General features: G+C 51.9%; 24 protein-coding genes. 7 read left to right on the forward strand and 17 right to left on the reverse strand.

The window, feature by feature from the left end; translation table 11 throughout:
• Nucleotides 1-53 precede the first annotated feature (53 nt).
• Both elbB and ACO0LG_RS11750 read left to right on the forward strand, forming a co-directional pair.
• On the forward strand, nucleotides 54-704 hold the full coding sequence (gene elbB, locus ACO0LG_RS11745) for an isoprenoid biosynthesis glyoxalase ElbB (protein WP_423026448.1): 651 nt from the start codon (nucleotides 54-56) through the stop codon (nucleotides 702-704).
• Between the two features lie 41 nt (nucleotides 705-745).
• Entirely contained in the window at nucleotides 746-1,348 is a 603-nt protein-coding gene (locus ACO0LG_RS11750; RefSeq protein ID WP_423026450.1) for a MarC family protein, read from the forward strand.
• Between the two features lie 134 nt (nucleotides 1,349-1,482).
• Here ACO0LG_RS11750 and ACO0LG_RS11755 read toward each other — a convergent pair whose 3' ends face one another.
• The 6 genes from ACO0LG_RS11755 to ACO0LG_RS11780 all read right to left on the reverse strand — a co-directional run bounded on the left by ACO0LG_RS11755 (nucleotide 1,483) and on the right by ACO0LG_RS11780 (nucleotide 7,401).
• Complete coding sequence (locus tag ACO0LG_RS11755) at nucleotides 1,483-2,730, reverse strand: CaiB/BaiF CoA transferase family protein (RefSeq protein WP_423026452.1); 1,248 nt, start codon at nucleotides 2,728-2,730, stop codon at nucleotides 1,483-1,485.
• 39 nt (nucleotides 2,731-2,769) lie between these two features.
• The gene (locus ACO0LG_RS11760) at nucleotides 2,770-3,435 is read right to left on the reverse strand and encodes a hypothetical protein (protein WP_423026454.1); all 666 of its coding nucleotides are present in this window, start codon (nucleotides 3,433-3,435) and stop codon (nucleotides 2,770-2,772) included.
• Between the two features lie 29 nt (nucleotides 3,436-3,464).
• Complete coding sequence (gene recR / locus ACO0LG_RS11765; RefSeq protein ID WP_423026456.1) at nucleotides 3,465-4,061, reverse strand: recombination mediator RecR; 597 nt, start codon at nucleotides 4,059-4,061, stop codon at nucleotides 3,465-3,467.
• 2 nt (nucleotides 4,062-4,063) lie between these two features.
• On the reverse strand, nucleotides 4,064-4,390 hold the full coding sequence (locus tag ACO0LG_RS11770) for a YbaB/EbfC family nucleoid-associated protein (protein WP_110253135.1): 327 nt from the start codon (nucleotides 4,388-4,390) through the stop codon (nucleotides 4,064-4,066).
• Between the two features lie 80 nt (nucleotides 4,391-4,470).
• The gene (locus ACO0LG_RS11775; protein ID WP_423026458.1) at nucleotides 4,471-6,753 is read right to left on the reverse strand and encodes a DNA polymerase III subunit gamma/tau; all 2,283 of its coding nucleotides are present in this window, start codon (nucleotides 6,751-6,753) and stop codon (nucleotides 4,471-4,473) included.
• Nucleotides 6,754-6,762: 9 nt separating this feature from the next.
• Nucleotides 6,763-7,401, reverse strand: a complete 639-nt coding sequence (locus ACO0LG_RS11780) for a TetR/AcrR family transcriptional regulator (protein WP_423026460.1) — start codon at nucleotides 7,399-7,401, stop codon at nucleotides 6,763-6,765.
• A 242-nt stretch (nucleotides 7,402-7,643) separates the two neighbouring features.
• Between ACO0LG_RS11780 and ACO0LG_RS11785 the strand changes: the two genes are divergently transcribed.
• Nucleotides 7,644-9,287: an isovaleryl-CoA dehydrogenase gene (locus ACO0LG_RS11785; protein WP_423026462.1), complete on the forward strand. Its 1,644-nt coding sequence runs from the start codon at nucleotides 7,644-7,646 to the stop codon at nucleotides 9,285-9,287.
• 59 nt (nucleotides 9,288-9,346) lie between these two features.
• Here the strand turns inward: ACO0LG_RS11785 and ACO0LG_RS11790 are convergent, their stop codons facing one another.
• The 11 genes from ACO0LG_RS11790 to ACO0LG_RS11840 all read right to left on the reverse strand — a co-directional run bounded on the left by ACO0LG_RS11790 (nucleotide 9,347) and on the right by ACO0LG_RS11840 (nucleotide 21,704).
• Nucleotides 9,347-10,522, reverse strand: coding sequence for an acyl-CoA dehydrogenase (locus ACO0LG_RS11790; protein WP_305262009.1), 1,176 nt, complete (start codon nucleotides 10,520-10,522; stop codon nucleotides 9,347-9,349).
• Between the two features lie 89 nt (nucleotides 10,523-10,611).
• Complete coding sequence (locus tag ACO0LG_RS11795; protein WP_423026464.1) at nucleotides 10,612-12,135, reverse strand: 3-hydroxyacyl-CoA dehydrogenase; 1,524 nt, start codon at nucleotides 12,133-12,135, stop codon at nucleotides 10,612-10,614.
• 2 nt (nucleotides 12,136-12,137) lie between these two features.
• The gene (locus ACO0LG_RS11800) at nucleotides 12,138-12,530 is read right to left on the reverse strand and encodes a RidA family protein (RefSeq protein ID WP_423026466.1); all 393 of its coding nucleotides are present in this window, start codon (nucleotides 12,528-12,530) and stop codon (nucleotides 12,138-12,140) included.
• A 62-nt stretch (nucleotides 12,531-12,592) separates the two neighbouring features.
• Complete coding sequence (locus ACO0LG_RS11805) at nucleotides 12,593-13,006, reverse strand: acyl-CoA thioesterase (RefSeq protein WP_423026468.1); 414 nt, start codon at nucleotides 13,004-13,006, stop codon at nucleotides 12,593-12,595.
• Nucleotides 13,007-13,015: 9 nt separating this feature from the next.
• Nucleotides 13,016-14,197 (reverse strand): acyl-CoA dehydrogenase family protein, encoded by a 1,182-nt coding sequence (locus ACO0LG_RS11810; RefSeq protein ID WP_423026588.1) that lies wholly within the window; start codon nucleotides 14,195-14,197, stop codon nucleotides 13,016-13,018.
• Between the two features lie 14 nt (nucleotides 14,198-14,211).
• A complete protein-coding gene (locus ACO0LG_RS11815; RefSeq protein ID WP_423026470.1) occupies nucleotides 14,212-15,066 on the reverse strand; it encodes an enoyl-CoA hydratase family protein in 855 nt (284 codons plus the stop codon).
• The gene (locus ACO0LG_RS11820; protein ID WP_423026472.1) at nucleotides 15,063-15,584 is read right to left on the reverse strand and encodes a MarR family winged helix-turn-helix transcriptional regulator; all 522 of its coding nucleotides are present in this window, start codon (nucleotides 15,582-15,584) and stop codon (nucleotides 15,063-15,065) included. Before ACO0LG_RS11820 ends, ACO0LG_RS11815 begins: the two co-directional genes overlap by 4 nt.
• Nucleotides 15,585-15,612: 28 nt before the next feature.
• On the reverse strand, nucleotides 15,613-16,395 hold the full coding sequence (locus tag ACO0LG_RS11825; RefSeq protein ID WP_423026474.1) for an SDR family NAD(P)-dependent oxidoreductase: 783 nt from the start codon (nucleotides 16,393-16,395) through the stop codon (nucleotides 15,613-15,615).
• A gap of 2 nt (nucleotides 16,396-16,397) precedes the next feature.
• Nucleotides 16,398-18,791, reverse strand: coding sequence for a bifunctional salicylyl-CoA 5-hydroxylase/oxidoreductase (locus ACO0LG_RS11830; protein ID WP_423026476.1), 2,394 nt, complete (start codon nucleotides 18,789-18,791; stop codon nucleotides 16,398-16,400).
• Nucleotides 18,792-18,835: 44 nt separating this feature from the next.
• Nucleotides 18,836-20,011 carry an ABC transporter substrate-binding protein gene (locus ACO0LG_RS11835; RefSeq protein WP_423026478.1) on the reverse strand — a complete coding sequence of 392 codons (1,176 nt, stop codon included), beginning with the start codon at nucleotides 20,009-20,011 and terminating at the stop codon, nucleotides 18,836-18,838.
• 58 nt (nucleotides 20,012-20,069) lie between these two features.
• The gene (locus tag ACO0LG_RS11840; RefSeq protein ID WP_423026480.1) at nucleotides 20,070-21,704 is read right to left on the reverse strand and encodes an AMP-binding protein; all 1,635 of its coding nucleotides are present in this window, start codon (nucleotides 21,702-21,704) and stop codon (nucleotides 20,070-20,072) included.
• A gap of 210 nt (nucleotides 21,705-21,914) precedes the next feature.
• Here ACO0LG_RS11840 and ACO0LG_RS11845 point away from each other — a divergent pair, with 210 nt between their 5' ends.
• Genes ACO0LG_RS11845 through ACO0LG_RS11860 form a run of 4 tightly spaced genes read left to right on the forward strand, consistent with a single transcriptional unit; the run spans nucleotide 21,915 to nucleotide 25,288 of the window.
• Complete coding sequence (locus ACO0LG_RS11845) at nucleotides 21,915-22,835, forward strand: branched-chain amino acid ABC transporter permease (RefSeq protein WP_423026482.1); 921 nt, start codon at nucleotides 21,915-21,917, stop codon at nucleotides 22,833-22,835.
• A 10-nt stretch (nucleotides 22,836-22,845) separates the two neighbouring features.
• Nucleotides 22,846-23,817 (forward strand): branched-chain amino acid ABC transporter permease, encoded by a 972-nt coding sequence (locus ACO0LG_RS11850; RefSeq protein ID WP_423026484.1) that lies wholly within the window; start codon nucleotides 22,846-22,848, stop codon nucleotides 23,815-23,817.
• Nucleotides 23,814-24,581: an ABC transporter ATP-binding protein gene (locus ACO0LG_RS11855; protein WP_423026486.1), complete on the forward strand. Its 768-nt coding sequence runs from the start codon at nucleotides 23,814-23,816 to the stop codon at nucleotides 24,579-24,581. The genes ACO0LG_RS11850 and ACO0LG_RS11855 overlap by 4 nt, the downstream gene beginning before the upstream one ends.
• The gene (locus ACO0LG_RS11860; protein ID WP_423026488.1) at nucleotides 24,578-25,288 is read left to right on the forward strand and encodes an ABC transporter ATP-binding protein; all 711 of its coding nucleotides are present in this window, start codon (nucleotides 24,578-24,580) and stop codon (nucleotides 25,286-25,288) included. Before ACO0LG_RS11855 ends, ACO0LG_RS11860 begins: the two co-directional genes overlap by 4 nt.
• Nucleotides 25,289-25,299 lie beyond the last annotated feature (11 nt).

Here is a 25,299-nt window from a genome sequence, read left to right on the forward strand (position 1 = left end):
AGCGGGAAAATTGTCTGCTTTCTGTCTATCCCTCACAAATATAAAGGTACATCATGAAAGTAGCCGTCGTTCTTTCCGGTTGTGGCGTCTTTGATGGAGCTGAAATTCACGAGAGTGTCCTGACCATGCTGGCTCTCGTTAGAGCCGGTGCAGAACCAGAATTCCTGGCACCTGATATCCCGCAAGCCCATGTTGTCAATCACCTTACTGGCCTGATCGCTGAAGGTGAAAGCCGCAATGTCTTAGTGGAATCAGCCCGTATCGCCCGTGGCAAAATCAAGGATATAGCCTTGGCAAAGGCTGACGAGTATGCCGCCGTATTTTTCCCAGGTGGTTTTGGAGCAGCAAAAAACCTGACTGACTTTGCCAACAAAGGGGCTGACTGCCAGATACAGCCGGATGTATTGCGCTTTGCCAAAGCGATTGCCGACGCTGGCAAACCGGCATGCTATATCTGTATAGCCCCGGCCATGCTTCCACTGGTATATGGCAGCGGTATTGCGGTCACGATAGGTAATGACGAGGGCACAGCTGCTGCCATCACTACAATGGGTGGCCAGCACATTAATTGTCCGGTAAAAGAATTTGTCGTCGACAAAGAGAGAAAAGTCGTCAGCACACCTGCTTACATGCTCGCAGAAAATATTGCTGATGCAGCGACTGGCATAGAAGCTGCCGTCAAAGCCACGCTGGCATTAATCTGAAATCAACAAGTTCCAGGTATCATTTTTCAAACAAGGTCTTCATGACTCAAGATTTTTTTCAATCCCTGATGCTGCTGATATTGGTCACCGACCCGTTTGGCAACGTCCCCATCTTTGTCAGCGCCCTGTCCCATGTTGCACCCGAGCGGCGCTGGCGCGTGGTCGTGCGTGAATGCGCGATAGCCTTTGGCTTGCTTTTGCTCTTCATGTTCTTTGGCAAACACTTCCTGACCGCACTGCAATTGACTGAAGTGTCATTGCGCATAGGTGGCGGCGTGATCCTGTTCCTGATCGCCTTGCGCATGGTGTTTCCTCAGGAAGGCGGTATTTTTGGGGATGTGGAAGATGGTCATGAACCCTTCATCGTGCCGCTTGCCATACCAGCATTGGCTGGTCCTTCTGCTTTAGCGACTGTACTGCTGTTTTCATCTGATAGCCGTCAAGACATGATGGTGCATCTGGCGGCATTGACTGCTGTTGCTGTCGTATGGCTGATTGTGTTATTGAGTGCGGAACGGATGCAAAAAGTCTTGGGGGTACGTGCAATGACAGCGTTCGAGCGCCTGATGGGCCTGATACTGACAGCCATGTCGGTGGAAATGCTGCTTGCGGGGATCAGGGATTATCTGAAAACCCTGAACTGATCAAATGTGGCTGATCATGTAAGGATTTGGTCGGCCAAATATTGTTAGTGATTGAAGGTAAAATAACCCAGCAGGAACAACGCCAGGGCAATCAGGAAATTTTTGAGCATTTGGCGATTCATATGTCCCTTTTTTTAAATTATTTTATCCGCAAGCATTTGCGCAATGTCAGCATCACTATAACCCAGCCCGCTCAACACCTCCTGATTATGTTGCCCCAGACGCGGACCCAGCCATTGTGTCTGGCCGGGAGTCTCTGACATCTTGGGTGTAATGGCGGGCAGCTTGACTGGCGTACCATCTTCAAAGGCATGTTGCTCAAACATCTGGCGCGCCAGGAATTGTGGATCAGTCATCATATCGCGCACCGAGTAGATTTTCCCCACCGGTACATCTGCTGCCTTGAGTATCTGCAATGCCGCATCTATGTCACGGCCTGAACACCAGGCCTGGATTGCTGCATCAATTTCTTCTGTACGCGGAACGCGGCCATCGTTACGAACGAGATCCGGATCTTGTGCCAGATCATCCCGGTCTATGGCTGTCATGAGTCTGTGAAAAATCGCGTCGCCATTGCCTGCAATGACGATATTTCCCCCCTCAGCCGTTGTGTAAGTATTTGATGGGACGATGCCTGGCAAGGCACCACCAGTACGCTCACGCACAACACCAGCATAATCAAATTCTGGGACCAGTGATTCCATCAAGTTGAACACCGACTCATACAAAGCTACGTCCACCATTTGCCCCTGACCAGCGATACATGTGTCACCCTGCTTGCCATTCCAGCGCCCGCCAGTAACGTCGCGATGGCGCAGCGCCATCATGGCGCCGATAACGCCATGCAGGGCAGCGACAGAGTCGCCTATCGAGATGCCCACGCGCACAGGTGGACGGTCGGCATGACCAGAGACATGACGTAAGCCACCCATGGATTCGCCGATAGCACCAAAGCCGGGCAAGTCTTTCAAAGGTCCGGTCTGGCCGTAACCAGACAGTCGTACCATGATGGTGGCGGGATTGATTGCTTTTAAATCCTCAAACCCCAGTTCCCATTTTTCCAGCACGCCGGGACGATAATTTTCTATGATGATGTCGGCATCAAGAGCAAGACGCCTGGCAATTTCACGCGCTTGTTCCTGCCTCATATTCAGGGTGATGCTTTTCTTGTTACGCGCCTGCACACTCCACCAAAGCGAAGTGCCATCCTTTAGCACACGCCATTGACGCAGAGGGTCACCGCCATCGGGCGATTCTACCTTGATCACTTCGGCACCAAACTCAGCCAGCATGCGCGAGCAAAATGGCCCTGCGATCAGCGTGCCCAACTCTAGAACCTTGATGCCCGCCAAAGGGCCATGTGCTTTAGCTTGTGACTGCATAAGAGGGAATGTGCTCAGAAAAAAATTTACAGGGCTGACCTATACAAAAGTCAGTTTCTTGATTTCCCATGCGATATTGGCGCGTGCCTGCGCATCAAACTGCGCGGCCATAATGGGATGAAAATATAATTGTTCGCGGTCAGCAAAGCGCTTCAGCACTTTCAGACGCCCCGCCCTGTAGGCAGGCGCTTCCAGCCAGCGGAATTCGTTGCGTATGGCACGGCTATATTGCTGATAAACGTCCTTAGGGGCACCCAGGATAGTCAGGGCAATATCAAGGAACAAAGGGATATCAGCCGCACGGTTTTTAAAATCAGCCACTTCATGCCTGGCCGTGGCAAGTATGCATTGCTGCACATGCATGATGACAGTGGGACTGATCTCCATGCGCATCATTAATTCCCCTGCCAGCTCTGCACTTTTCAGTTCATTATTGTTGGCATGGGTGTCATACACCATGTCATGAAACCAGATTGCCAGAGAGACAACAGCGAAATTCTGGATATCTGCACGCTGCTCTTCAGCATGCCTGAGCATAGACTGGATATGTGTGAGATTATGAAAACTGCGTTGAGGTTCAGAGTAATGTTTATCCAGCAGTGTCCATACTTCTTTGGCATGCCGTGGACTACCAGCCAAGCCCTGTATCAGGTCTGACCATTGCAACTGCAATTTGCTTTTTTGTTCGGCGGGGATCAGAAACATGATGGCTTATTATTATCTCAGTGACTGTATTAAGTTGTCCGTCTATCCAGCATGGCGCGGGCAATGGTGCCAGCATCCACATATTCGAGCTCACCACCGACCGGCACACCGCGCGCCAGGCGGCTGACGCGCAAACCGCGCGCCTTCAGCGTCTCACTGATGTAATGCGCGGTTGCCTCACCTTCATTGGTAAAATTAGTAGCCAGCACCACCTCCTGCACTTTACCGTCAGTGGCCCTGGAGACCAGCTTTTCCAGATGTATGTCTTTCGGACCTATGCCATCAAGTGGCGAGAGCCGCCCCATGAGAACAAAGTACAGGCCCTTGTACGTCATGGTTTGCTCTATCATCATCTGGTCTGAGGGTGTTTCCACCACACATAGCAAACTGGTATCGCGCACGGCATCCTGACAGGTTTCGCAGATATCACTCTCGCTGAAGGTATTACAGGATGCGCAATGCTGTATGCGCTCTACCGCATGAGTTAGTGCCATACCAAGCATGGCAGCGCCTTCCCTGTCATGTTGCAACAAGTGATAAGCCATGCGCTGCGCAGACTTTGGCCCTACGCCGGGCAAACGGCGCAGCGCCTCAGACAAGGCTTCCAGACTACCGAGTTTTTTCACACTCAGAATGGCATCTTGAAGCCAGGTGGCAATGGCATGCCTGCTGTCAATGCAGACATTTTTTCTTGTGAAGTGGCTTCTGCCTTGCGTACTGCATCATTAAAAGCGGCGGCAACCAGGTCCTCCAGCATGTCTTTGTCATCACCCAGCAAAGATGGATCGATGGTAACGCGCTTGACATCGTTTTTGCAGGTCATGACAACCTTGACCAGACCAGCGCCAGCCTGGCCTTCTACTTCTACCAGACCCAATTGATCCTGGGCTTTTTTCATATTGTCCTGCATTGCCTGGGCTTGTTTCATCAGGCCAGCTAATTGATTCTTCATCATAAAAATTTCTCCGAAAATAAAATTGGAATATTGATTAAAAGATGGTCACGCGTATTGATACATATTGCATACTACCGGCATCAGACCGGCCTTATGCTGCCCGTGACAATAGTGGCACCAAATTCGCGCATTAAAGTCTGCACGAAACTGTCGCCTTGTATGGATTTTTCTGCCTGTTGCTGGCGCACTCCACGTTCAGCCACAGCTTGTGCGTTGGCAGTATGCTCAACGGCACCTATCTCAGTTTCTACCCGTATGGTTTTTTCGAAACGCTCGGACAAGGCCGCACTGAGTTTCTCAACACTACCGGAAGACAAGAGTGTAGATAAAGGCAGACGCAGGCGGAATACATGGGCATTGCCATCTTGCTTGCAACTGACCAATTCACTTTGCTGTGTCATCTGCTGTGCTACGCCGCGTACAGGCAAACTGGCAGCCAGTGCAGGCCAATGGCCATCCCAGTTCAACTCAGGAACAGGCGTATTCGCGATCAGGCGATCGGCATTCAGGGTGATGGATTCTCTGGGCTTGAGCACTTCTGCTGCAGCTTGCGGCTCCTGTTCAGCAATTGCAGCAGCGTCAGCAAGCACAGCCACTTCAACTGGTGCGACTTGCCCCCGCGGCAAAGCATGAGCAGAAGCAGGAGCCATCACTCCCGGTGACATTGCCGGTTTTGCAGGCTCTGTATCGAAGAACATTTCTTCATCCCAGGGGGGCGGCATGTCATCCATGCCCATGGACCGCATGTCCTGCTCGGCGATCAAAGGCGTGGGTGCAGACACGGGCTGGGCAGGCTTGACTGATGGCTGTGTTGATGGCGGCGCTATTTTGACAGTTGACGGAGCAACAGGACGAACAGGCGCTACAGGTGAGACTGGGTCTACTGGTGCAATCGTAGCTTTGACTACTGGCGCAATTTCGGCAGTAGCGGACTTTCCTGCTGGCGTGCCATTCTTGGTATTTGCGCGTGCCGCTGCCAGGGCTGCCAGTACCGGACTGACTCGTGTACCAGCAGCAGGTGCGCTGGCGGGTGTCTCGGTGTTATCCTGGGCGGCCGGTTTCGGCACTTCTGCCGGAGCGCGAACAGGCATCACAGCAAGCGCAGTATTTGCTATAGGTGCAGCGCTAACATTACTGCTGGAAGCAACAGGACTAGAAACAGGAGCGGACCGCGCAGGGCTTTGTGCAGGCGCTGCATTATTCACATTATTAGCTGGCAATGCCGGACGCCCACCAGCCGGTGGTGTACTAGCAGGAGGCTGCGCCCACTGCTCACCACTGACAGGCTTGAATGCCAGCATACGCAACAGCGTCATGCTGAAGCCTGCGTATTCATCAGGTGCCAACGCCAGCTCATTACGGCCATGCACGGCAATTTGATAAAACAGTTGTACTTCTTCTTTGGCGAAACTCTGTGCCAGGCGCAAAACCTGTTCGCGTTCAGGAATATCTTCTGCCACTGCCGCAGGCACCATTTGCGCCACGGCGATCTGGTGCAGCAAACTGCCCAGATCTTGCAAGGCAGCTTTATAAGACAGGCTGCGTGCCGCCATTTCGTCGGCAACATCCAGCAAAGCTTTACCATCCTGCGCCAGCAAGGCATCCAGCAGGCGTATCAGATAAGACTGATCCAGCGCACCCAGCATGCCTTGTACCGCATCAAGGCTGACTTTGCCAGCAGCATAGGCAATTGCCTGGTCGGTCAAAGACAAGGCATCACGCATGGAGCCATGAGCACCCTGCGCCAGCAAACGCAAGGCAGGTAACTCGAAATCAATTTGCTCTTGCCCCAGAATGTTTTCCAGATGACCAACGATATGCCCGGGCGGCATTTGCTTGAGATTGAATTGCAGGCAGCGTGACAAGACCGTGACCGGGATTTTTTGCGGATCTGTCGTTGCCAGAATGAATTTAACATGTTCAGGCGGCTCTTCCAGCGTTTTCAACATGGCGTTGAAAGCGTGGTTGGTCAGCATGTGCACCTCGTCTATCATATAGACTTTAAAGCGTGCATTGGACGGCGCATAAATCGCCTGCTCCAACAACGAGGCCATTTCATCGACGCCGCGATTAGAGGCGGCATCCATTTCTATATAGTCAACAAAGCGCCCGGCATCAATCGCCGTACAGGCTTCGCAAACTCCGCAAGGATGGGCAGTAATACCCGTCTCGCAGTTAAAGGATTTGGCCAGTATGCGTGACAGCGTCGTCTTGCCGACTCCGCGGGTACCGGTAAATAAATAGGCGTGATGCAGCCGCTGCTGCTCTAGCGCATGCGATAAGGCACGGACCACGTGCTCTTGCCCCACCAGAGTTTCAAAACTCTTGGGGCGATATTTTCGGGCGAGGACTTGATAGGACATCCCGCGATTTTACCTTATTCGGGCGTTCTGATCAGTGATTTGCAGATATCCCAACACCAAGTTTTTCATCTGAGCAAGAAATTCAGGTTCTTGCAGGCTTTGCGGGGACAACATCAGGGTCTGGTACAAGACGCCATAGACAGCCGCATGGACGATTGCCGGACTGGTATTTGGATAAGCAGCGCGATTCGAGCTTGCCGCAAAAGCAGATTCCCAGATATCAACAACCTGCCCATACAAAGCACTGTAAGCATCCATATTGGAAATCTGTCGTTCCAGGAAAATAAGGGCAGACCATTCCTCCGTCTTATTGGCATGCAAAAGAATGATGCGTTCCAGCAGATTCGTGACGATGCCTTGCAAGGGCTGGCCATGTTGCAACTCTACCCAGATGCGCATCTGGGCGCCAATATTCTTCATACGCTCATGAATGCAATGCGCCGCTATTGATTTCTTGCCAGGGAAGTATTCATACAAGGTACCCAGACCCACGCCAGCGACCAGGGCAATATCACGCATCGTCAGGTCGGCATAGCTTTTTTCGACCAAAAGCCGAACAAAGGCATCCAGGATTGCCAATTGTGTCATTTTCGAGCGTTGCTGCACGGGCTTGCGGCGTAATTTCAAAGGGCTGGCAGTCTCGCTCATGGTATTTCTTGTTTTATAAGTTCAGGTACTGGGGGGAATGCTAAAAGGCGAACATCTTGATTACTTCATCAGACTACACTATCCACTTAATTACTTCTTTTGAGGCTGTTGCAAAATGAAGCTGGCTAGGCGTTGCCGACGCAGAAAGTACTTTAGTACCGGGTCTTAGGTCCGGGAGGCACAACAACGCCAGGTTAATTTTTCAACGGCCTCTTCGCTTACCCCATATCAATGAGGCGTATATGCAGTGGCAAACCCATGAAATCAGCAATCAGGTCGCAGACCTGCAAGATTACAATATTTTCACTAGTGACGCCGTTCTAATGACAAGCCTGGCGCAGTATCAGGCTGACTGGTATCAAAACGCACTGAAACAATTCGGCCAAGAGTTGGGCAGCAGTGCAGTGCTGGAAGCTGCTGCACTGGCCAATACGCATCTGCCAGAATTGCATACCCATGACAGGCAGGGCAAGCGTATAGACAGAGTGGATTTCCATCCCAGTTGGCATCAATTATTGGGGATATTGCGCAAGCAAGGCCTGCATGCCAGCCCCTGGAGCCAGCCGCGCATGGGTGCACATGTTGCGCGCGCTGCTGGCTATTTCATGCAAGCACAGGTTGAGTCTGGCTCCCTATGTCCCAACACCATGACTTTTGCCTCCATCCCCGTGCTACAAAACGAGGCTGCCCTGTTCGCGGGACTCAAAGACAAGGTGTATTCGCTGGAACATGACCCGCGCGACCTGCCCATCTCACAGAAAAAATCCATCCTGATAGGCATGGGCATGACAGAAAAACAGGGCGGCTCTGACGTGCGCACCAATACCACCACTGCCGTGGTACTGGGTGCTGAGGGACGAGGACAGGCTTATGCACTGACCGGCCACAAGTGGTTTTTCTCTGCCCCCATGTGCGATGCCCACCTGGTATTGGCTAAAACCGAAACTGGCTTGTCCTGCTTCTTCGTACCGCGCTGGCGTCCTGATGGCAGCAAGAATGCGATCCTGGTACAAAGACTGAAAGACAAACTGGGCAACAAATCCAACTCCAGCAGCGAAGTTGAATTCCAGGATGCCTATGGTGTCATGGTAGGCAATGAAGGCCGGGGCATACCAACCATTATAGAAATGGCCAACCTGACCCGGCTGGATTGTGTCATTGGCAGCGCAGGTCTGATGCGTCAAGCGCTGGTACAAGCCATCCATCATGCACGCCACCGTACAGCCTTCGGCAAGAAGCTGGCAGATCAACCCTTGATGCGCAATGTGCTGGCTGACCTGGCACTGGAAAGTGAGGCAGCAACCCGTCTCCTGCTGCACCTGGCAGCTGCCCTGGATGCGCCGGATGATGCCTTGCAACGCGCATGGAAACGCATCATGACACCTGCCGCGAAATTCTGGATATGCAAGCGTGCGCTGGAATTTACTGGTGAATGCATGGAAGTCTGGGGTGGCAATGGCTATGTAGAAACCGGCCCCATGGCGAGGTTATATCGCGAGGCCCCCGTCAACTCTATCTGGGAAGGCTCAGGCAATGTGATGTGCCTGGACGTATTGCGTGCGATGGAAAGAGATCCGGAAGGCTTGCAATTGCTGCTGCAATTATGGAGTAATTCAGTGTCTGAGCAAGTCAGGCAAATGGTGGTGGATTTACAAACAGATTTGGCATTAGCAGAATTCAGGGAAATGAATGCCCGCCGCATTACCCAGAAACTGGTACTGACAGCCCAAGCTTTCCTGATGGCAGAATATGCAGCGCCTGATATCGCCAGGGCTTTCATACAAAGCCGCAGGGATGCAGGATGTGGTCGCGTATATGGCACGCTGGCTGCTGCCACGACCGGAGCTTTGCAAGAGCACATTATTACAAGCGCATTTGCAGTCTGAATACAAAAGTAATTTTTTAGTAGCTGCCCAGTCAACAGACCGGGCAACTATTGCAGTAATTAGAATGCGGCGATTCCAGTCTGCGCACGACCCAGTATCAGCGCATGAATATCATGCGTGCCTTCATAGGTGTTGACGACTTCCAGGTTCACCAGATGACGGGCAATGCCAAACTCATCAGAAATACCATTACCACCCAGCATATCGCGTGCAGTGCGGGCAATATCCAGGGACTTGCCGCAAGAATTACGCTTCATGATGGACGTGATTTCAACAGCTGCAGTACCTTCATCTTTCATGCGGCCCAGGCGCAAACAACCTTGCAATGCTAGCGTGATTTCTGTCTGCATGTCTGCCAGTTTTTTCTGTACCAGCTGATTTGCTGCTAGTGGGCGGCCAAATTGCAGGCGGTCCATGGTGTATTGACGTGCTGTATGCCAGCAGAACTCTGCTGCACCCAATGCACCCCAGGCAATACCGTAACGGGCAGAGTTCAGGCAAGTGAACGGGCCTTTCAGGCCCTCTACATGTGGCATCAGATTTTCTTCTGGCACAAACACTTCATCCATGACGATTTCGCCGGTGATGGAAGCACGCAAGCCGACCTTGCCATGGATGGCAGGAGCGGTCAGGCCTTTCCAGCCTTTTTCCAGGATAAAGCCACGGATACGGCCATCATCCGTTTTTGCCCAGACCACGAAGACATCAGCAATAGGACTATTGGTGATCCACATCTTCGCTCCGCTGAGGGAATAACCACCCGGTACAGTTTTGGCACGGGTCACCATGCTGCCGGGGTCTGAACCATGATTAGGCTCGGTCAAACCAAAGCAACCTATCCATTCACCCGTTGCCAGCTTGGGCAAGTATTTTTGTTTTTGTGCTTCGCTACCAAATTCATTGATAGGCACCATGACCAGTGAGCTTTGAACGCTCATCATGGAACGGTAACCAGAATCGACACGCTCGACTTCGCGCGCCACCAGGCCATAGCAAACATAGTTCAAACCAGCACCACCGTATTGCGTGGGGATCATGGAACCCAGCAAACCAAGCTCCCCCATTTCACGGAAAATGGCTGGATCTGTTTTTTCATGACGGAAAGCTTCCAGTACCCGCGGTGTCAGCTTTTCTTCGCAATAGACACGCGCAGCATCCTGCACCATGCGTTCTTCATCGCTGAGTTGCGAAGACAATAACAAGGGATCTTCCCAACTAAATACAGCCTTGGCCATTTGTTTCTCCTGATTGAATTATGTATTTCATTATTTTTTGCATGCCACTTTCCCACAACAAGAAGTGACATGTCATGTTTTATACAGTCTTAAGTACTTGCCTGACTCGGCAAATGCAGCAAGGACAAACCCAGTTGCGCCCTGCGTACCAGCCAGGGGCTGGGGCGATAGCGCGGGTCGCCAGTGCTGGCATACAAGTTCCGCAAAACCAATAGTATACGCGAAGTGCCGAGTTTGTCGCCCCAAGCCAACGGTCCCGCTGGATAAGCAAGGCCTAATACCACTGCCTTGTCCAGGTCTTGTGGGTTGCAAATACCTTGCTGGGCTATGTCGCTAGCGATATTGATGATGGTCGCCAATATGCGTTGAACCACGAAACCGGCGCTATCCTGTATCAGGCTGACGCCCTGCCCGCTTTTTTGCAGCAAGGACTGGCATTGTGCTGCCAGTTTTGCATCTGTAGCGGGATTCATCATCAGGCTCAGATGTCCTTGACAAGCAGTCAGTGCATCGATGCCCAGGGTGCGACTGGCATTGAGCCCAGCTCTTGCTACACAGGTGCTGACATCTTCGCCGTATGGGCTGACTATGCACAGTGCCTTGGCAGATGGCTGTCTACCATTTTCGACTATAGCGCCACAACGCTCCAACAGCGCCAACAGTGTTGGCACCGCGTCTGCATTTTCCTGGCTGACCCATACTGGCCCAGCCCAGGCAGACTGCTGCTCAGGAACCAGCGGCACATCCTGATTGCCGTTATAAGAATAAAACCCTCGTCCGGTCTTGCGGCCCAGCACACCCGCATGCACGCGCTGCGCAGTGATGACGCTGGGGCGATAGCGTGGCTCTTCATAATATTGATGATAAATCGCTTCCATGACCGGATGCGACACGTCCAACCCTGTCAAATCCAGCAATTCAAACGGCCCCAGCTTGAAACCTGCCGCCTCACGCATGATCTGGTCGATCTGGCGGAAGCTGGCGACATTTTCTTGCAATATTCGCAGGGCTTCCGTGCCATAACCACGACCTGCGTGGTTGACGATAAAGCCTGGTGTATCCTTGGCACGCACCGGCAAATGCCCGGTTTGCGTGGAAAATGCCATGAGCTGCTCAGCAACCGCAGCATCGGTCAGTAAACCATCAATGACCTCAACCACCTTCATCAAGGGCACTGGATTAAAGAAATGCAGACCTGCAACGCGCTCAGGTATTTTTGTACCAGCCGCAATAGCAGTGACCGACAGGGAAGAAGTATTGGTCGCCAATATGCAGGCATCACTGACTATGCCATCCAATTGCTGGAACAAACCTCGTTTGACATCCAGCCTTTCAACAATCGCCTCTACCACCAGATCACATTTGGCCAGTTCCTGCATGCTATTGACGACTTGCAGGTTTTCCACAGCACACTGATATTGTTCTGCGCTGAGTTTTTCCTTGCTCAGCATCTTTTGCCATTGCTCGGCAATGAGCTGGCTGGCTTTGCTTGCGGCATCTGCCTGCACATCAAACAAGAGCACGGTAAAACCTGCCTGCGCCGCAATCTGAGCAATGCCGCGCCCCATGGCACCGGCGCCAACAATACCAACAACCGCAATACTGTTTTTCATATTTACTCCGGCACAATGGCGGTGACTTCTATCTCCACCCTGGCTCTGTCTTCTATCAAACCTGCCACCTGCACGGCAGTCATGGTTGGGTAATGGCGGCCTATGATGTCGCGGTAAGCTTCGCCCACTTCTCTGTAGGCACCAACGTATTCTTTTTTATCGATGACATACCAGGTCATACGCACGATATGCTCGGGTTTGGCATTTGCCTCTGTCAATACTTCAACGATGTTTTGCAAGGCCTGTCTTACCTGACCTGCAAAATCATCCGTCTGAAAGGTGCATTGCGCATCCCAGCCCACCATGCCACTAACGCACACAGTGCGGCCAGTGGCAGAAATGCCATTTGAATAGCCTCGTGGTCTGGCCCAGCCAGGAGGTTGCAAAATGTCCATCATCTATCCTTTCATTGATGACTATTCAGCCCCTGAAGTCTGAAATGTCCATTATATCTATCTTATATATTGCAATACTTCAGCATGGCGGTACGCAGTTCATCAGGTATGGCTACCGCCTTGCGCATGTCCAAATCCATCATAACCAGCACCAACTTCGCTTTCAGGCGCATATCCTGTTGCGGTCCGCTAAAGCAAATTTCCAGTTCGACTGAAGTCTTACCCAGTTTCGTCACAACTAATTCTGCCAGCAAGCTTTCACCCAGTTCTGCCGGTTTGATGAAATCGGTTTCGAGATGCACGGTCGGCAGACCTATGCCGCGTACAACATGCATTTCATGAAAACCGCAAGCCAGACCTTGCGCGCACCAGTCTTCCACCACACCGTTCATCATTTCAAAATAGCGCGGATAAAACACGATGCCTGCCGGGTCGCAATGGGCAAAGCGTATCGGTAATTCAGCCTCAAAAATCATAATTATTGCTCATGATGCGGCAAACTCTTTCAGCAATTCACGGCCTATGATTAGTTGCTGCACTTCCGTCGCCCCTTCATAAATTCGGAGAGAACGGATTTCACGATACAGGCGCTCTACTGGTACTTCACTGACGACACCCAGGCCGCCAAACATCTGCACCGCTGCATCTATCACTTGCTGCGCGCCTTCAGTCGCAATTAGTTTCGCCATGGCAGCTTCCTTGGTGACTTTTCTGCCCTGGTCTCTTTGCCAGGCAGCTCGGTAAATCAGCAAGGCAGAGCTGTCTATGGTAGTAGCCATCTGCGCAAGCTTGGCCTGGGTCAACTGAAAATCTGCCAGGGTCTGGCCAAACATCTTGCGTGTCGTTACTCTGTGCATGGCTTCATCCATGGCGCGGCGGGCAAAACCAAGTGCAGCACCAGCGACGGATGTACGGAAGATATCCAGCGTCGCCATCGCCACCTTGAAACCCTGCCCTGCCTGACCAAGCCGCTGCGTTGCAGGGATGCGGCAATTACTGAACTTCAGGCGCGCCAGTGGATGCGGGGCTATCACATCAATACGCTCGGCAATCTCAACACCAGGCAGACCAGCATCGACGATAAAGGCCGTTATGCCACGGGCACCTGGCGCTTCACCAGTGCGTGCGAACAATACATAGAAGTCGGCAATACCACCATTGGAAATCCAGGTTTTTTCACCATTCAAGACATAGTGACCGCCGCCAGCGTCATCGACAAATTCTGCTGCACATTGCATGGCCGCCACATCAGAACCAGCTTCAGGCTCTGACAAAGCAAAAGCAGCAATCACCTCACCTTTGGCGACCTTACTCAGATAATTTTGCTTTTGTACTACCGTACCATGCAGGCTGATCGCGCCTGAACCCAGCCCTTGCATGGCAAAGGCAAAATCTGCCAGGCCGGAATGACGGGCCAGGGTTTCGCGTATCAGGCAAATGGCGCGGGTGTCGATAACGTCAGCGTTACCACCAAAGGCACTGCCACCTACGGCATTCCTGAGCCAGCCAGCCGCACCCAGTTGCTTGACGAGGTCGCGGCAAGCCTGATCGACATCAGCTGCATGATGATCGGGCAGGTTTTCAGCAGACCAGGCATCCAGCGTGCGTTGCAACTCACGGTGTTTATCATCAAAGAAGGGCCAGTCTAGGTAACTGGTGTCAGGCATGATATGTGTCATGCTCAATCCCCTTCAAAAACCGGTTTTTGTTTGGCAACGAAGGCATGGTAGGCACGATGAAAATCATTGGTCATCATGCATATGGCCTGGGCTTGCGCTTCTGCTTCTATGGCTTCGTCGACGCCCATATTCCACTCTTGCTGCAGCATTTTCTTGGTCATACCATGAGCAAAGTTCGGTCCTTCGGCCAGATTTTTTGCATAGGTTTGTGCTTCTGCCAGTACATTCTCTGCCGCCGTCAGACGATTGAAAAAGCCCCAGCGCTCAGCTTCTTCACCTGACATCGAGCGTCCGGTATATAGCAAATCCGAAGCCCGCCCCTGCCCTATGATGCGTGGCAGGATGGAACAGGCACCCATATCGCAACCTGCCAGACCAACACGGGTGAACAGGAAGGCAGTCTTACTACGTGCTGTGCCTATGCGAATATCGGAAGCCAGCGCCAGTATGGCACCTGCCCCAGCGCAAACACCGTCAATCGCCGCAATAATCGGCTGCGGGCAGGCGCGCATGGCTTTGACGAGATCACCTGTCATGCGGGTAAAGCTCAACAAACCTGGCATATCGAGCTTAGTCAAGGGGCCGATGATTTCATGCACATCGCCACCCGAACAAAAGTTCTCACCAGCACCGGTGATGACGATGGCCTTGACATCATCGCCATAAGACAAAGTGCGGAAAAGGTCACGCAACTCGGCATAAGAATCAAAAGTCAGCGGGTTTTTGCGCTCTGGCCGGCTCAGGGTGATAGTGGCAACACCAGCATCTACTTCATAGGTGAAATGCTGTGCTGCATAGTGTGCCAGTTGCTCGCGATTGCCAGGTAAATCCTGGGGTTGTCCGGGTAGGTATTTCATATAATTTGTTCCTGCTCAGGGTTGTTGTCAGCGCTGGGCTCATGCAAATGAGTCTTTACTTGCGACAATAATTCAAATAATTTGCTTTTCTGCTCTGTTTGCAAACCGGAAAACATATCCGCTATCCATTCCTCATGAACAGAAGCCATGCGTTTGAAAGCACGACGGCCAGCAGGCGTCAGCTTGACACTGTAAGCACGCCGGTCTTTGAGATCAGCGACGCGGGTCACCAGTTTTTCTTGCTCCAGTTGATCAGTAATACCGGTTATGTTGCCGCCGGTGACCATCATGCGCTTGGATAACTCACCCATACGCAAGCCTTCTGGATGCCGTTCAAGCTGTGCCATCAGATCAAAGCGCGGCAAAGTAATGCCGAATTCGCTACGCAAACGACTGCGAATTTCGCCTTCTATCATCACGGTACAAGACAGCATGCGTAACCACAGGCGCAAGGACTGGTGATCATCCTGCGTCAGGCGGGTTTCCATGTCGAATACGGGATTGCTGTCTTCTTTCATACTGGATTTCTCTGCTCTTCAGATTTCGTCACATTACTTCGCCACCAGCCACGGCAATGGATTGTCCATTCATCGCCGATGCGCCATCCATGCATAACCACAACACCGCATCTGCGACTTCTTGCGGTTGTATCAGCCGCTTTTGCGGATTGCCAGCGGCCAGTTCAGTCTTCGCCTGTTCTTCAGTACGGCCAGTTTTGGCGACAATATTGGCGATTGCATCCTTGACGATATCGGTTTCGGTATAACCAGGACAAACCGCATTCACGGTCACGCCTTTGGCAGCGACTTCGAGCGCCACTGCGCGCGTCAGGCCAATCACACCATGCTTAGCAGCACAGTAGGCAGAGACATAAGCGTAGCCTTTCAGGCCTGCGGTACTGACCACATTGACGATACGTCCCCAACCTGCGTCCAGCATGGCGGGCAAAGCCTGTTTCATGCAAATGAAACTGCCGTTCAGGTTCACATCAAGCATGCTTTGCCATAGTTGTACATCGGTTTTCAGGAAAGAAGCGGAGCTGGCCTGCCCTGCATTGTTGATGAGGATATCGATACGTCCATTTCTGGCTTGCGATAATTGAAAAGCTGCTTGTGCCGACTCCACATCACTGACATCGATGACTACATACTGCACTTTGGCATTGGCCAAGGACGCCACAGCTTCCTGCAAGCTTGCTTCGTTACGCCCTGCCAGCGTCACAGTCGCACCTTCGCTGAGCAAGGCTCGTGATATCGCCAACCCTATACCTTTGCCACCGCCAGTAACCAGCGCATGCCTGCCTTGCAATTTCCCTGGATAGGCTGTCATGCTCATCCTTCCAGCAACTTGGCGGCAACTTGTTGTGGTGTCAGGCCAGCGCTGGCTGCTGCGACTTGTCGATCACGTTCGAGATTGCGTTCCAGTTGCATCTTTCCCGCGACATATTGCTTGGGCCAGGGCATATCATTGAAACCCAGTTTGGCTGCTTCATGCAAAGTCCAGGCTGGGTCAGCCAGGTGTGGTCTGGCGATGGCGCACAGGTCAGCACGACCAGCGGCGATAATGCTGTTTGCATGATCGGCTTCAAAAATCGCACCGACTGCGATGGTGGGTATCTGTGCCTCATTGCGTATGCGGTCAGCAAAGGGGGTCTGGAACATGCGGCCATAGACAGGTTTTTCCTGCTTGCTGACCTGACCGGATGAACAATCTATCATGTCGGCACCCGCTGCCTTGAACAGCATGGCGATGGCGACTGCATCGTCGGGAGTAATGCCGCCCTCTACCCAGTCATGCGCTGAGATACGCACTGAGATGGGTTTATCAGCAGGCCAGACAGCACGTATGGCGGCAAACACCTCCAGTGGATAACGGCAACGATTTTCCAGCGAACCACCATATGCATCTTCACGCTGATTGGTCAGTGGCGAAATGAAGCTTGATAAAAGGTAACCGTGAGCGCAATGCAGTTCCAGCCAGTCAAATCCTGCTTCTGCTGCTGCCCTCGTCGCCTGTACAAAATCATCTTGTATACGCTGCATATCTGCCGCCGTGGCCGCGCGCGCCATTTGCGAAATGCCAGGCAGGTATTGCTGTTCAGACGCTGATACCACTGGCCAGTTACCTTCTTTAAGTGGTTGATCAGTACCCTCCCAAGCTACGCAAGTCGAGCCTTTGGCACCAGCATGGCCGAGCTGCACGGCAATCTTTGCATCGGTATTGGCATGAACAAAATCGACGATACGCTTCCAGGCTTGCGTATGCTCAGGTCCATACAAGCCAGGGCAAGCTGGCGTGATGCGAGCATCGGCAGAGACGCAAGTCATCTCGGCAAACACCAGTCCTGCACCGCCCATGGCCCGGCTACCCAGGTGCACGAGATGATAATCGCCAGCCACGCCATCGACCGCTGAGTATTGCGCCATGGGGGAGACGATGATGCGGTTTTTCAATACCACGTCGCGCAGCTTGTACGGCGTCAGCATGGGTGGAATCGCTGTTTTTGTTTTGGGCACTGGCAAGCCTGCCCTGGCATACGCCTGCTCTGCTATCCAGTGCTCGAAGCTACGAACATAGGCCGCATCTCTTACCCGCAGGTTTTCATGCGACAGACGCTGGCTGCGTGTCAACATGGAATAGGCAAACTGTGGCGCTTCCATAGCGGTATAGCGCTCAACGTTTTCAAACCATTCCATGGAATTGCGGGCCGCACTTTGTATCTTCAAGACTTCTATGGAACGCAAGTCCTGATAGGCTTCCAGCACGGCATCCATACCCTGCTCGCCATGCCTCTCAAAACTGCGTGCCAGTTCTATGGCATCTTCCAAAGCCAGCTTGGTACCTGAGCCTATGGAAAAGTGTGCGGTATGGGCAGCGTCCCCCATCAAGACTACAGGTACCCGCTTATTATTTAGCTGGTTCCAGTGCACCCAGTTCTTGCAGATAATGCGCGGGAACTTGATCCAGTTGGCGGAGCCGCGCAAATGCGTGGCATTCGACATCAAGGCATTGCCATCAAGGTATTTGGCGAACAGGTTTTCACAAAATGCTACGGCCTCTTCCTGGCTCATTTTATCTATGCCAGCCTTGAGCCAGGTCTCTTCCGGCGTCTCGACGATAAAGGTCGCCGTATCGCCATCGTATTGGTAGGCATGTGCCTGAAACCAGCCATGCTCGGTTTCTTCAAAGGCAAAGGTAAATGCTGAGAACAGTTTTTTGGTACCCAGCCAGACAAAGCGGCATTTGCGCGTATCGATATCAGGTTGGTAGCTTTGCTCATAGCGGGTGCGCACGCGGCTGTTTAAACCATCGCAGGCGATGACGAGGTCAGCGTCATATTCCAGCGCCAGTGCCTGGTCGTCTGTTACATCGGTTTCAAAAACCAGCTTGACATCCAGCTCCTCGCAACGTTCTTGCAGGATATTCAGCAAACGCTTGCGGCCTATTCCGCAAAAACCGTGACCACCAGAAGTGACAACCTGGCCCTTGAAATGCGTGTCAATATCATCCCAGTGATTAAAAGACTGCAAGATGGAACGGGCTGTCTGTTCATCCGCATTCACCAGGTTACCCAGGGTCTGGTCTGAAAACACCACGCCCCAACCAAAGGTATCGTAAGCGCGATTGCGTTCGATGATGGTGATATGGTGCGCCGGGTTTTGCTTTTTCATCAGCAGGCTAAAGTACAGGCCAGCCGGACCACCGCCTATGCATAGGATGTTCATTAAAATACCTTGAAAATTAATTTTTTACCTGATCAATCACTGTCTTATTGCATTTTGCAAGAGGCGACATAGGCATCAGGATGATTGGTAAATACAGCACTCAATGTTTTATTGGTCACTCTTCCCTGAGCATCCTTACTGATGAGGCGCGCATAATAATTTTGCACAGGATAATGATTGCTGTTGAACTTGAAGTCGCCACGTACAGATTTGAAGTTGGCGGCCTTGATGGCTTTACCGAGGGCATCCTTGTCTTCTATCTTGCCTTTGACACCGCGCACGGCACTATCCATCAACATGGCAGCGTCATAGCCCTGCGATGCATACAATGATGGCAGGCGGCCATATTCTTTCTGGAAATCCGTCACAAAACGCTTGTTTTGTGGATTATCCATATCATGCCCCCACTGCGCTGCATTGAACATGCCCAACATGGGTGCGCCTACTGCCTTGATGATGTCTTCATCGGCAGAGAAGCCTGGTCCAAAGAGTTGAGTACTCTTGGATAAACCGGCATCCACAAACTGCTTGATGAAATTGATGCCCATGCCACCTGGCAGGAAGATATACACGGCATCCGGTTTCAGACCACGTATCTGCGCCAGTTCAGTTGCATAATCAAGCTGTCCCAGTTTGGTATAAATTTCTTCAGCAACCTTGCCCTTGTAATAGCGCTTAAAACCCGTTAACGCGTCTTTGCCTGCCGGATAATTAGGTGCCACCAGAGCGACATTTTTAAAACCCTTGTCATTGACTTGCTTGCCCACCGCTTCATGCAAGCTATCGTTTTGCCAGGCCACATTGAAGAAGTAAGGATTACACTGCTCACCAGCATATTGAGACGGGCCAGCATTGGCACTGATGTAATGCACTTTGGCACCAAAAATCGTTGGTCCCACCGCCAGCATCAAATTGGAAAACACAATGCCTGTCATCAAATCGACCTTGTCTTTTTTGATGAGCTTATCCACCAGTTGCTTGGTGGCGTCAGGATTTTGCTGATCATCACCAGTGATAACCTCGACTGGCAAATTGCCGAATTTATTGTCCAGGTGCTTCATCGCCAGGGAAAAACCATCGCGTATATCAACACCAAGGCCAGCGCCCGCACCAGACAAGGTAGTGACCATGCCTACTTTGACTTTGTCCGCAGCGAAAGCACAATTCGTATTGGCCGCGGCAATACTGGACAACAACAAACACTGCAAGGTCTTTTTCACGGGCGTCTCCTTCGGGTTAGTGGGCATAGGCGAATCTTTTATATCTGATACTTATTATCTAACTGGCAGCAGGTGTACGCAATTTATAGCGCTGCAGTTTGCCGGTTTCAGTTCTCGGTAAACCTGTCATGAATTCTATGGCACGCGGGTACTTGTAGGGAGCAATACTATTCTTGACGAAATCCTGGATTTCCTTGCTCAACTCTACTGATGCCTGCGCATAGTCTTTCAATACTACAAAGGCCTTGACGATCTGACCGCGCTCTTCATCAGCCAGGCCGATGACTGCGCATTCAGAGACCGCGGGATGCTTCAGTAAAGCTTCTTCCACCTCTGGTCCGGCGATATTGTAGCCAGCAGAAATAATCATGTCGTCGGTGCGGGCGCGGTACCAGAAGTAACCGTCGGCATCCATTTCATAGGCATCACCTGTCAGGTTCCAGCCCTGGTGTACATAGTTTTTTTGCCTGTCATCTGCCAAGTAACGGCAACCTGTCGGTCCTTTGACTGCCAGGCGGCCAACCACACCAGGGGCAGCCATATCGCCGTGCTCATCGAAGATGCATGCCTGGTAGCCTGGTATAGGTTTGCCGGTGGCCCCTGCCCGCGCCTCATCACCTGCGGCAGAAATAAAGATATGCAACATCTCTGTCGCACCTATGCCATCTATCATGACCAGGCCAGTCGCCTGACGCCAGGCCTCACGGGTTGCAGCAGGTAGCGCCTCACCGGCAGAAACGGTTTTCTTGAGGCTGGATAAATCAAAATTCTTTGCCTGCGTGGCCATCTGGCGATAAAAGGTAGGCGCGGTAAAACAGACTGTGGCCTTGAATTCGTCTATGGCTTTCAGCAAGGATTCCGGTGTCAGTTTTTCCAGTAGTACCGCAGTTGCACCCACGCGCAAGGGAAACAGCAGCAAACCGCCCAGGCCAAATGTGAATGCCAACGGCGGTGTGCCTATGAAAATATCGCTTTGCGCAGACCGCAAGGTAGAGCGTGGGAAGCAATCGCAGATCGCCAGCACATCCCTGTGAAAATGCATGGTGCCCTTGGGCATGCCGGTCGTGCCAGAAGTAAAGCTGATGAGACAGACATCTTCGGCCAAGGTATCGACAGCGGCAAATTCAGTTGACTTGCCAGCCATGAGTGCTTCCAGGGCATCATCACCCTGATGATTGAAATAGATAACCTGCGTCAATATGGGATTGGCCTGCACCGCCAACTCCATCTCCTCGCGCAGATTTTCTGAGCAGAGTGCAGCGGCAATTTCAGCCTTGTTTGCGATTACGCCCAATTCCTTGGCGCGCAACAATGGCATCGTGGGAACAGCGATACAACCGGCCTTGATGACAGCCAGTACACTGGCAGCCATCATCGGATTATTAGCGCCACGTAACAATACCCTGTTACCAGGCTGCAAATGCATGTCTTCGAGCAAGACGTGGGATATACGATTGACGGTAGCCAGCAAATGAGAATAAGTCCAGCTTTCGGTCTGGCTGCGGATCGCAATGCTGTCTGCATGACCAGTTGCACACATCTTGTCGAGCAGGTCGGCGACACAATTCAGGCGTTCAGAGTATTGCAACTCAGGCAAAGAAAAAATCAGTTCCGGCCATTGCTCGCGTGGCGGCAAGTGATCAAAAGCAAAGGTATCCAGATGGGCAGACTCTGGTAGCACAGTTGAATTCATTTCTTCTCCGGCTTTGGTACACAATGTAGATACAGCAACCCCGAAAACACCAAACTACTTTAAACCTAAACTATTTTTAGGTAAAGTGTTTTTTTGCATCAAAACTGAGTTTTTCTCAAAGAAAATATTTTCAAACGACTCGCTTATAGTATATTTTAGGCCTAAAGTAATTTCACATCTGTACCACCATTAGCATGTAGGGATCAGGGGATGAATATCACGTTACTCTTGGAGCACGGTTTAAACGGCTTGCAATTTGGCCTTATGCTTTTCCTGCTGGCAGCTGGTCTTACGCTGATCTTTGGCATCATGGATTTCATCAACCTGGCACATGGTTCCCTGTATATGGCAGGCGCTTATTTCGCCGCCAGCTTTACGGGCATGACAGGTTCCTTCTGGCTGGGCTTGCTGGCTGCTGTGATGGCGACCGCACTGCTGGGCGTGATACTGGAAGTAGTGGTCTTACGGCATTTATACCAGCGCGATCATTTGTCCCATGTACTGGCAACTTTTGCCTTGATACTGATTTTTAACGAGGGTGCGCGCATGATCTGGGGTGCGCAACCGCTGATGCTGAATATTCCACCGCAGCTGGCGCAACCGGTGGAATTACTGCCCGGTTTCTTTTATTCATCCTTCCGTCTATTCATTATCGGCACTGGGCTGGCGGTCGCTGGCCTGCTGTATTTTGTTGTCACCAAAACTCGCATAGGCATGCTGGTACGGGCTGGTGCATCGAACCGCGAAATGGCGATCACCATGGGCATCAATATCAAGCTGGTGTTTACGCTGCTGTTTGCCTTTGGCGCAGCGCTTTGCGCCATTGCCGGTGCCTTGCTAGGCTCCATACTGGCGGTACAAGTGGGTATGGGTGAAAGCATCCTGATACTTGCGTTTGTGGTCATTGTTATTGGTGGCATAGGCTCGATACGGGGGGCTCTGGTAGGTGCCTTGCTGGTAGGTCTGGTCGATACCCTGAGCAAAACCTTGCTGCCCGGTGCGCTGAAGCTGTTAATGCCGCTGGAGATGGCAGCCAATCTTGGCCCAGCCCTGTCGTCGATACTGATTTATGTATTGATGGCAGCCGTGTTGTTTTACAAACCCCAGGGCCTGTTCCCTGCACGCGGCTAAGGGAGTAATTATGCAGAGCAGCCTACATCACAGCATATCGCGCAAGTCCAGCATAGGCACCTTGTGTCTGCTGATTGTCTTCCCTTTGCTGGCTACCTACTTCGCCCAGGAATTTTATATAGGCTTGTTAAGCCGGTTGATGATTTTTGCTTTGGTGGCCAGCAGCCTGAACCTGATACTTGGCTTTGGCGGCATGATCAGCCTGGGACATGCAGCCTTCTTTGGTTGTGGTGCCTATGTGGTTGGCATACTGATGCAGCATGGCGTAATGTCCGCATGGATCAGTTGGCCAGCGGCGATGCTGACTGGCTTTTTGCTGGCACTGGCAATAGGCAGCATCTCACTCAGAACGCGCGGCGTGTATTTCATCATGATCACGCTGGCATTCGCACAGATGCTGTACTTCCTGTTTGTATCATTGAAAAATTATGGCGGTGACGATGGATTGAGCCTGGCGCAACGTTCAGTCACTGGTCTGGATATGGCAAATGACAGCAATTTTTATTATCTGGTGCTGGCCATCTGTACTGCATTTCTTTTTGTACTTTACCGGCTGATCAACTCGCGCTTTGGACGCGTGATACAAGCCATCAAGGAAAATGAAACCCGTATGGAAGCCATAGGTTACCCGGTGTTTCGTTATAAGCTGTTGTGCTTTGCGATTGCTGGCAGCGTCGCCAGCATGGCTGGTGCTTTACTGGCAAACCAGAACATGCTGGTTAGCCCTAACCTGCTGCACTGGACGCAATCGGGCAGCCTGATGGTCATGGTGATACTCGGTGGTGTAGGCTATCTGTCAGGCGGCATCCTGGGTGCCGTGGTCATGCTGATGCTGGAAGAAATTCTGTCCGGCTACACTATACACTGGCAACTTTATCTTGGCATTATCCTGCTGCTGGTCGTCATGTTCTTACCAAATGGCCTCGCCAGCTTGCCACAAAAATTTATGTCTATCAAAAAGCCGCAAGGGGATCAGTCATGAGCGTTTTACAGTTAAAAGGTCTGGTCAAACGCTATGGCGGTCTGCTCGCAACCAACAATCTCAGCCTAAATGTATTACCTGGCGAGATTCACGCCATCATAGGCCCGAATGGCGCAGGCAAGACGACGCTGATACATCAGATATCCGGCGCCACTGCGCCAAACCAAGGGAAGATCATTTTCAATGACGTCGATGTCACCGCACTCAGCATGCATGAACGCGTCAAGCTTGGATTGGCACGTTCTTACCAGATCACAAATATCTTCCAGTCATATACTGTCATCGAAAACCTGAGCCTGGCAATACAGGTGCGCTCAGGCAGCAGTATGCGTTTCTGGCGCAAGGCCGTAGATGAACAGGCACTTTTTGAGCAAGCCCGGCAACTCGCCAGCGACATAGGATTAGCAGAGCACTGCAATAGCAAAGCCTGTGAACTTGCACATGGCGAGCAACGCCAACTGGAACTCGGATTAACGCTGGCGACGAAACCAAAACTGCTCTTGCTGGATGAACCCATGGCAGGTACGGGGCATGAAGAATCAGGCAAGATGGTGGAACTGATCGCCGCCCTGCGTGGCAAGGCCGCTGTGATCTTGATTGAACATGATATGGACGCCGTCTTCAAACTGGCTGACCGTATTTCTGTTTTGGTAGCAGGCTCCATCATCGCTACCGGCACCGCAGAGCAGATACGCCAGAACCCTGAAGTCAAGAAAGCCTATCTAGGTGATGAAATGGATATCGCACTCAAGGACGTCGCATGAAGACCATACTGGAAGTCGGGCATATCGCTACTGCCTATGGCCACAGCCAGGTCTTGTTTGGTATAGACCTGCAGATACGCCAGGGTGAAGTCGCCAGCCTGCTGGGGCGTAATGGCGCTGGCAAGACCACGACCTTGCGCTCGATACTGGGACTGACACCAGCACATAAAGGCCATATCAGCTTCATGGGCCAGCGCATAGAAAAAATGACGACGGATAAAATCGCCAGGATGGGCATAGCCCTGGTGCCGGAAGGCAGACAGATTTTCCCTAACCTCACCGTCAAGGAAAACCTCATCGCCTTTGCTGCCAATCGCAATCAAAGCAAGACACCATGGAGCCTGAAAGAGATTTACCAGCTTTTTCCGCGTCTGGAAGAACGGGCTGGCAATATGGGCAACCAGCTATCTGGCGGCGAACAGCAAATGCTGGCCATCTCACGCGCCTTGATGACCAATCCGCATTTGTTGATACTTGATGAAGCAACAGAAGGCTTGTCACCACTGGTGCGCGAAGAAATCTGGGCTTGTCTGAGAAAGCTACGTGACCAGGGGCAAACCACGCTGGTCATCGATAAATATGTAGAGAAGCTAATACCCCTTGCCGACCAGCACAGCATCATGGAGCGCGGCAAGATAGTCTGGCATGGCAATAGCGAAAGCCTGACGCAGTCACCCAAAACCTGGCAGAAATATGTAGGTGTATAAACTGCTCAGTT

This window comes from Undibacterium sp. Ji42W, assembly GCF_049340405.1.
Classification (GTDB): Bacteria; Pseudomonadota; Gammaproteobacteria; order Burkholderiales; family Burkholderiaceae_D; genus Undibacterium.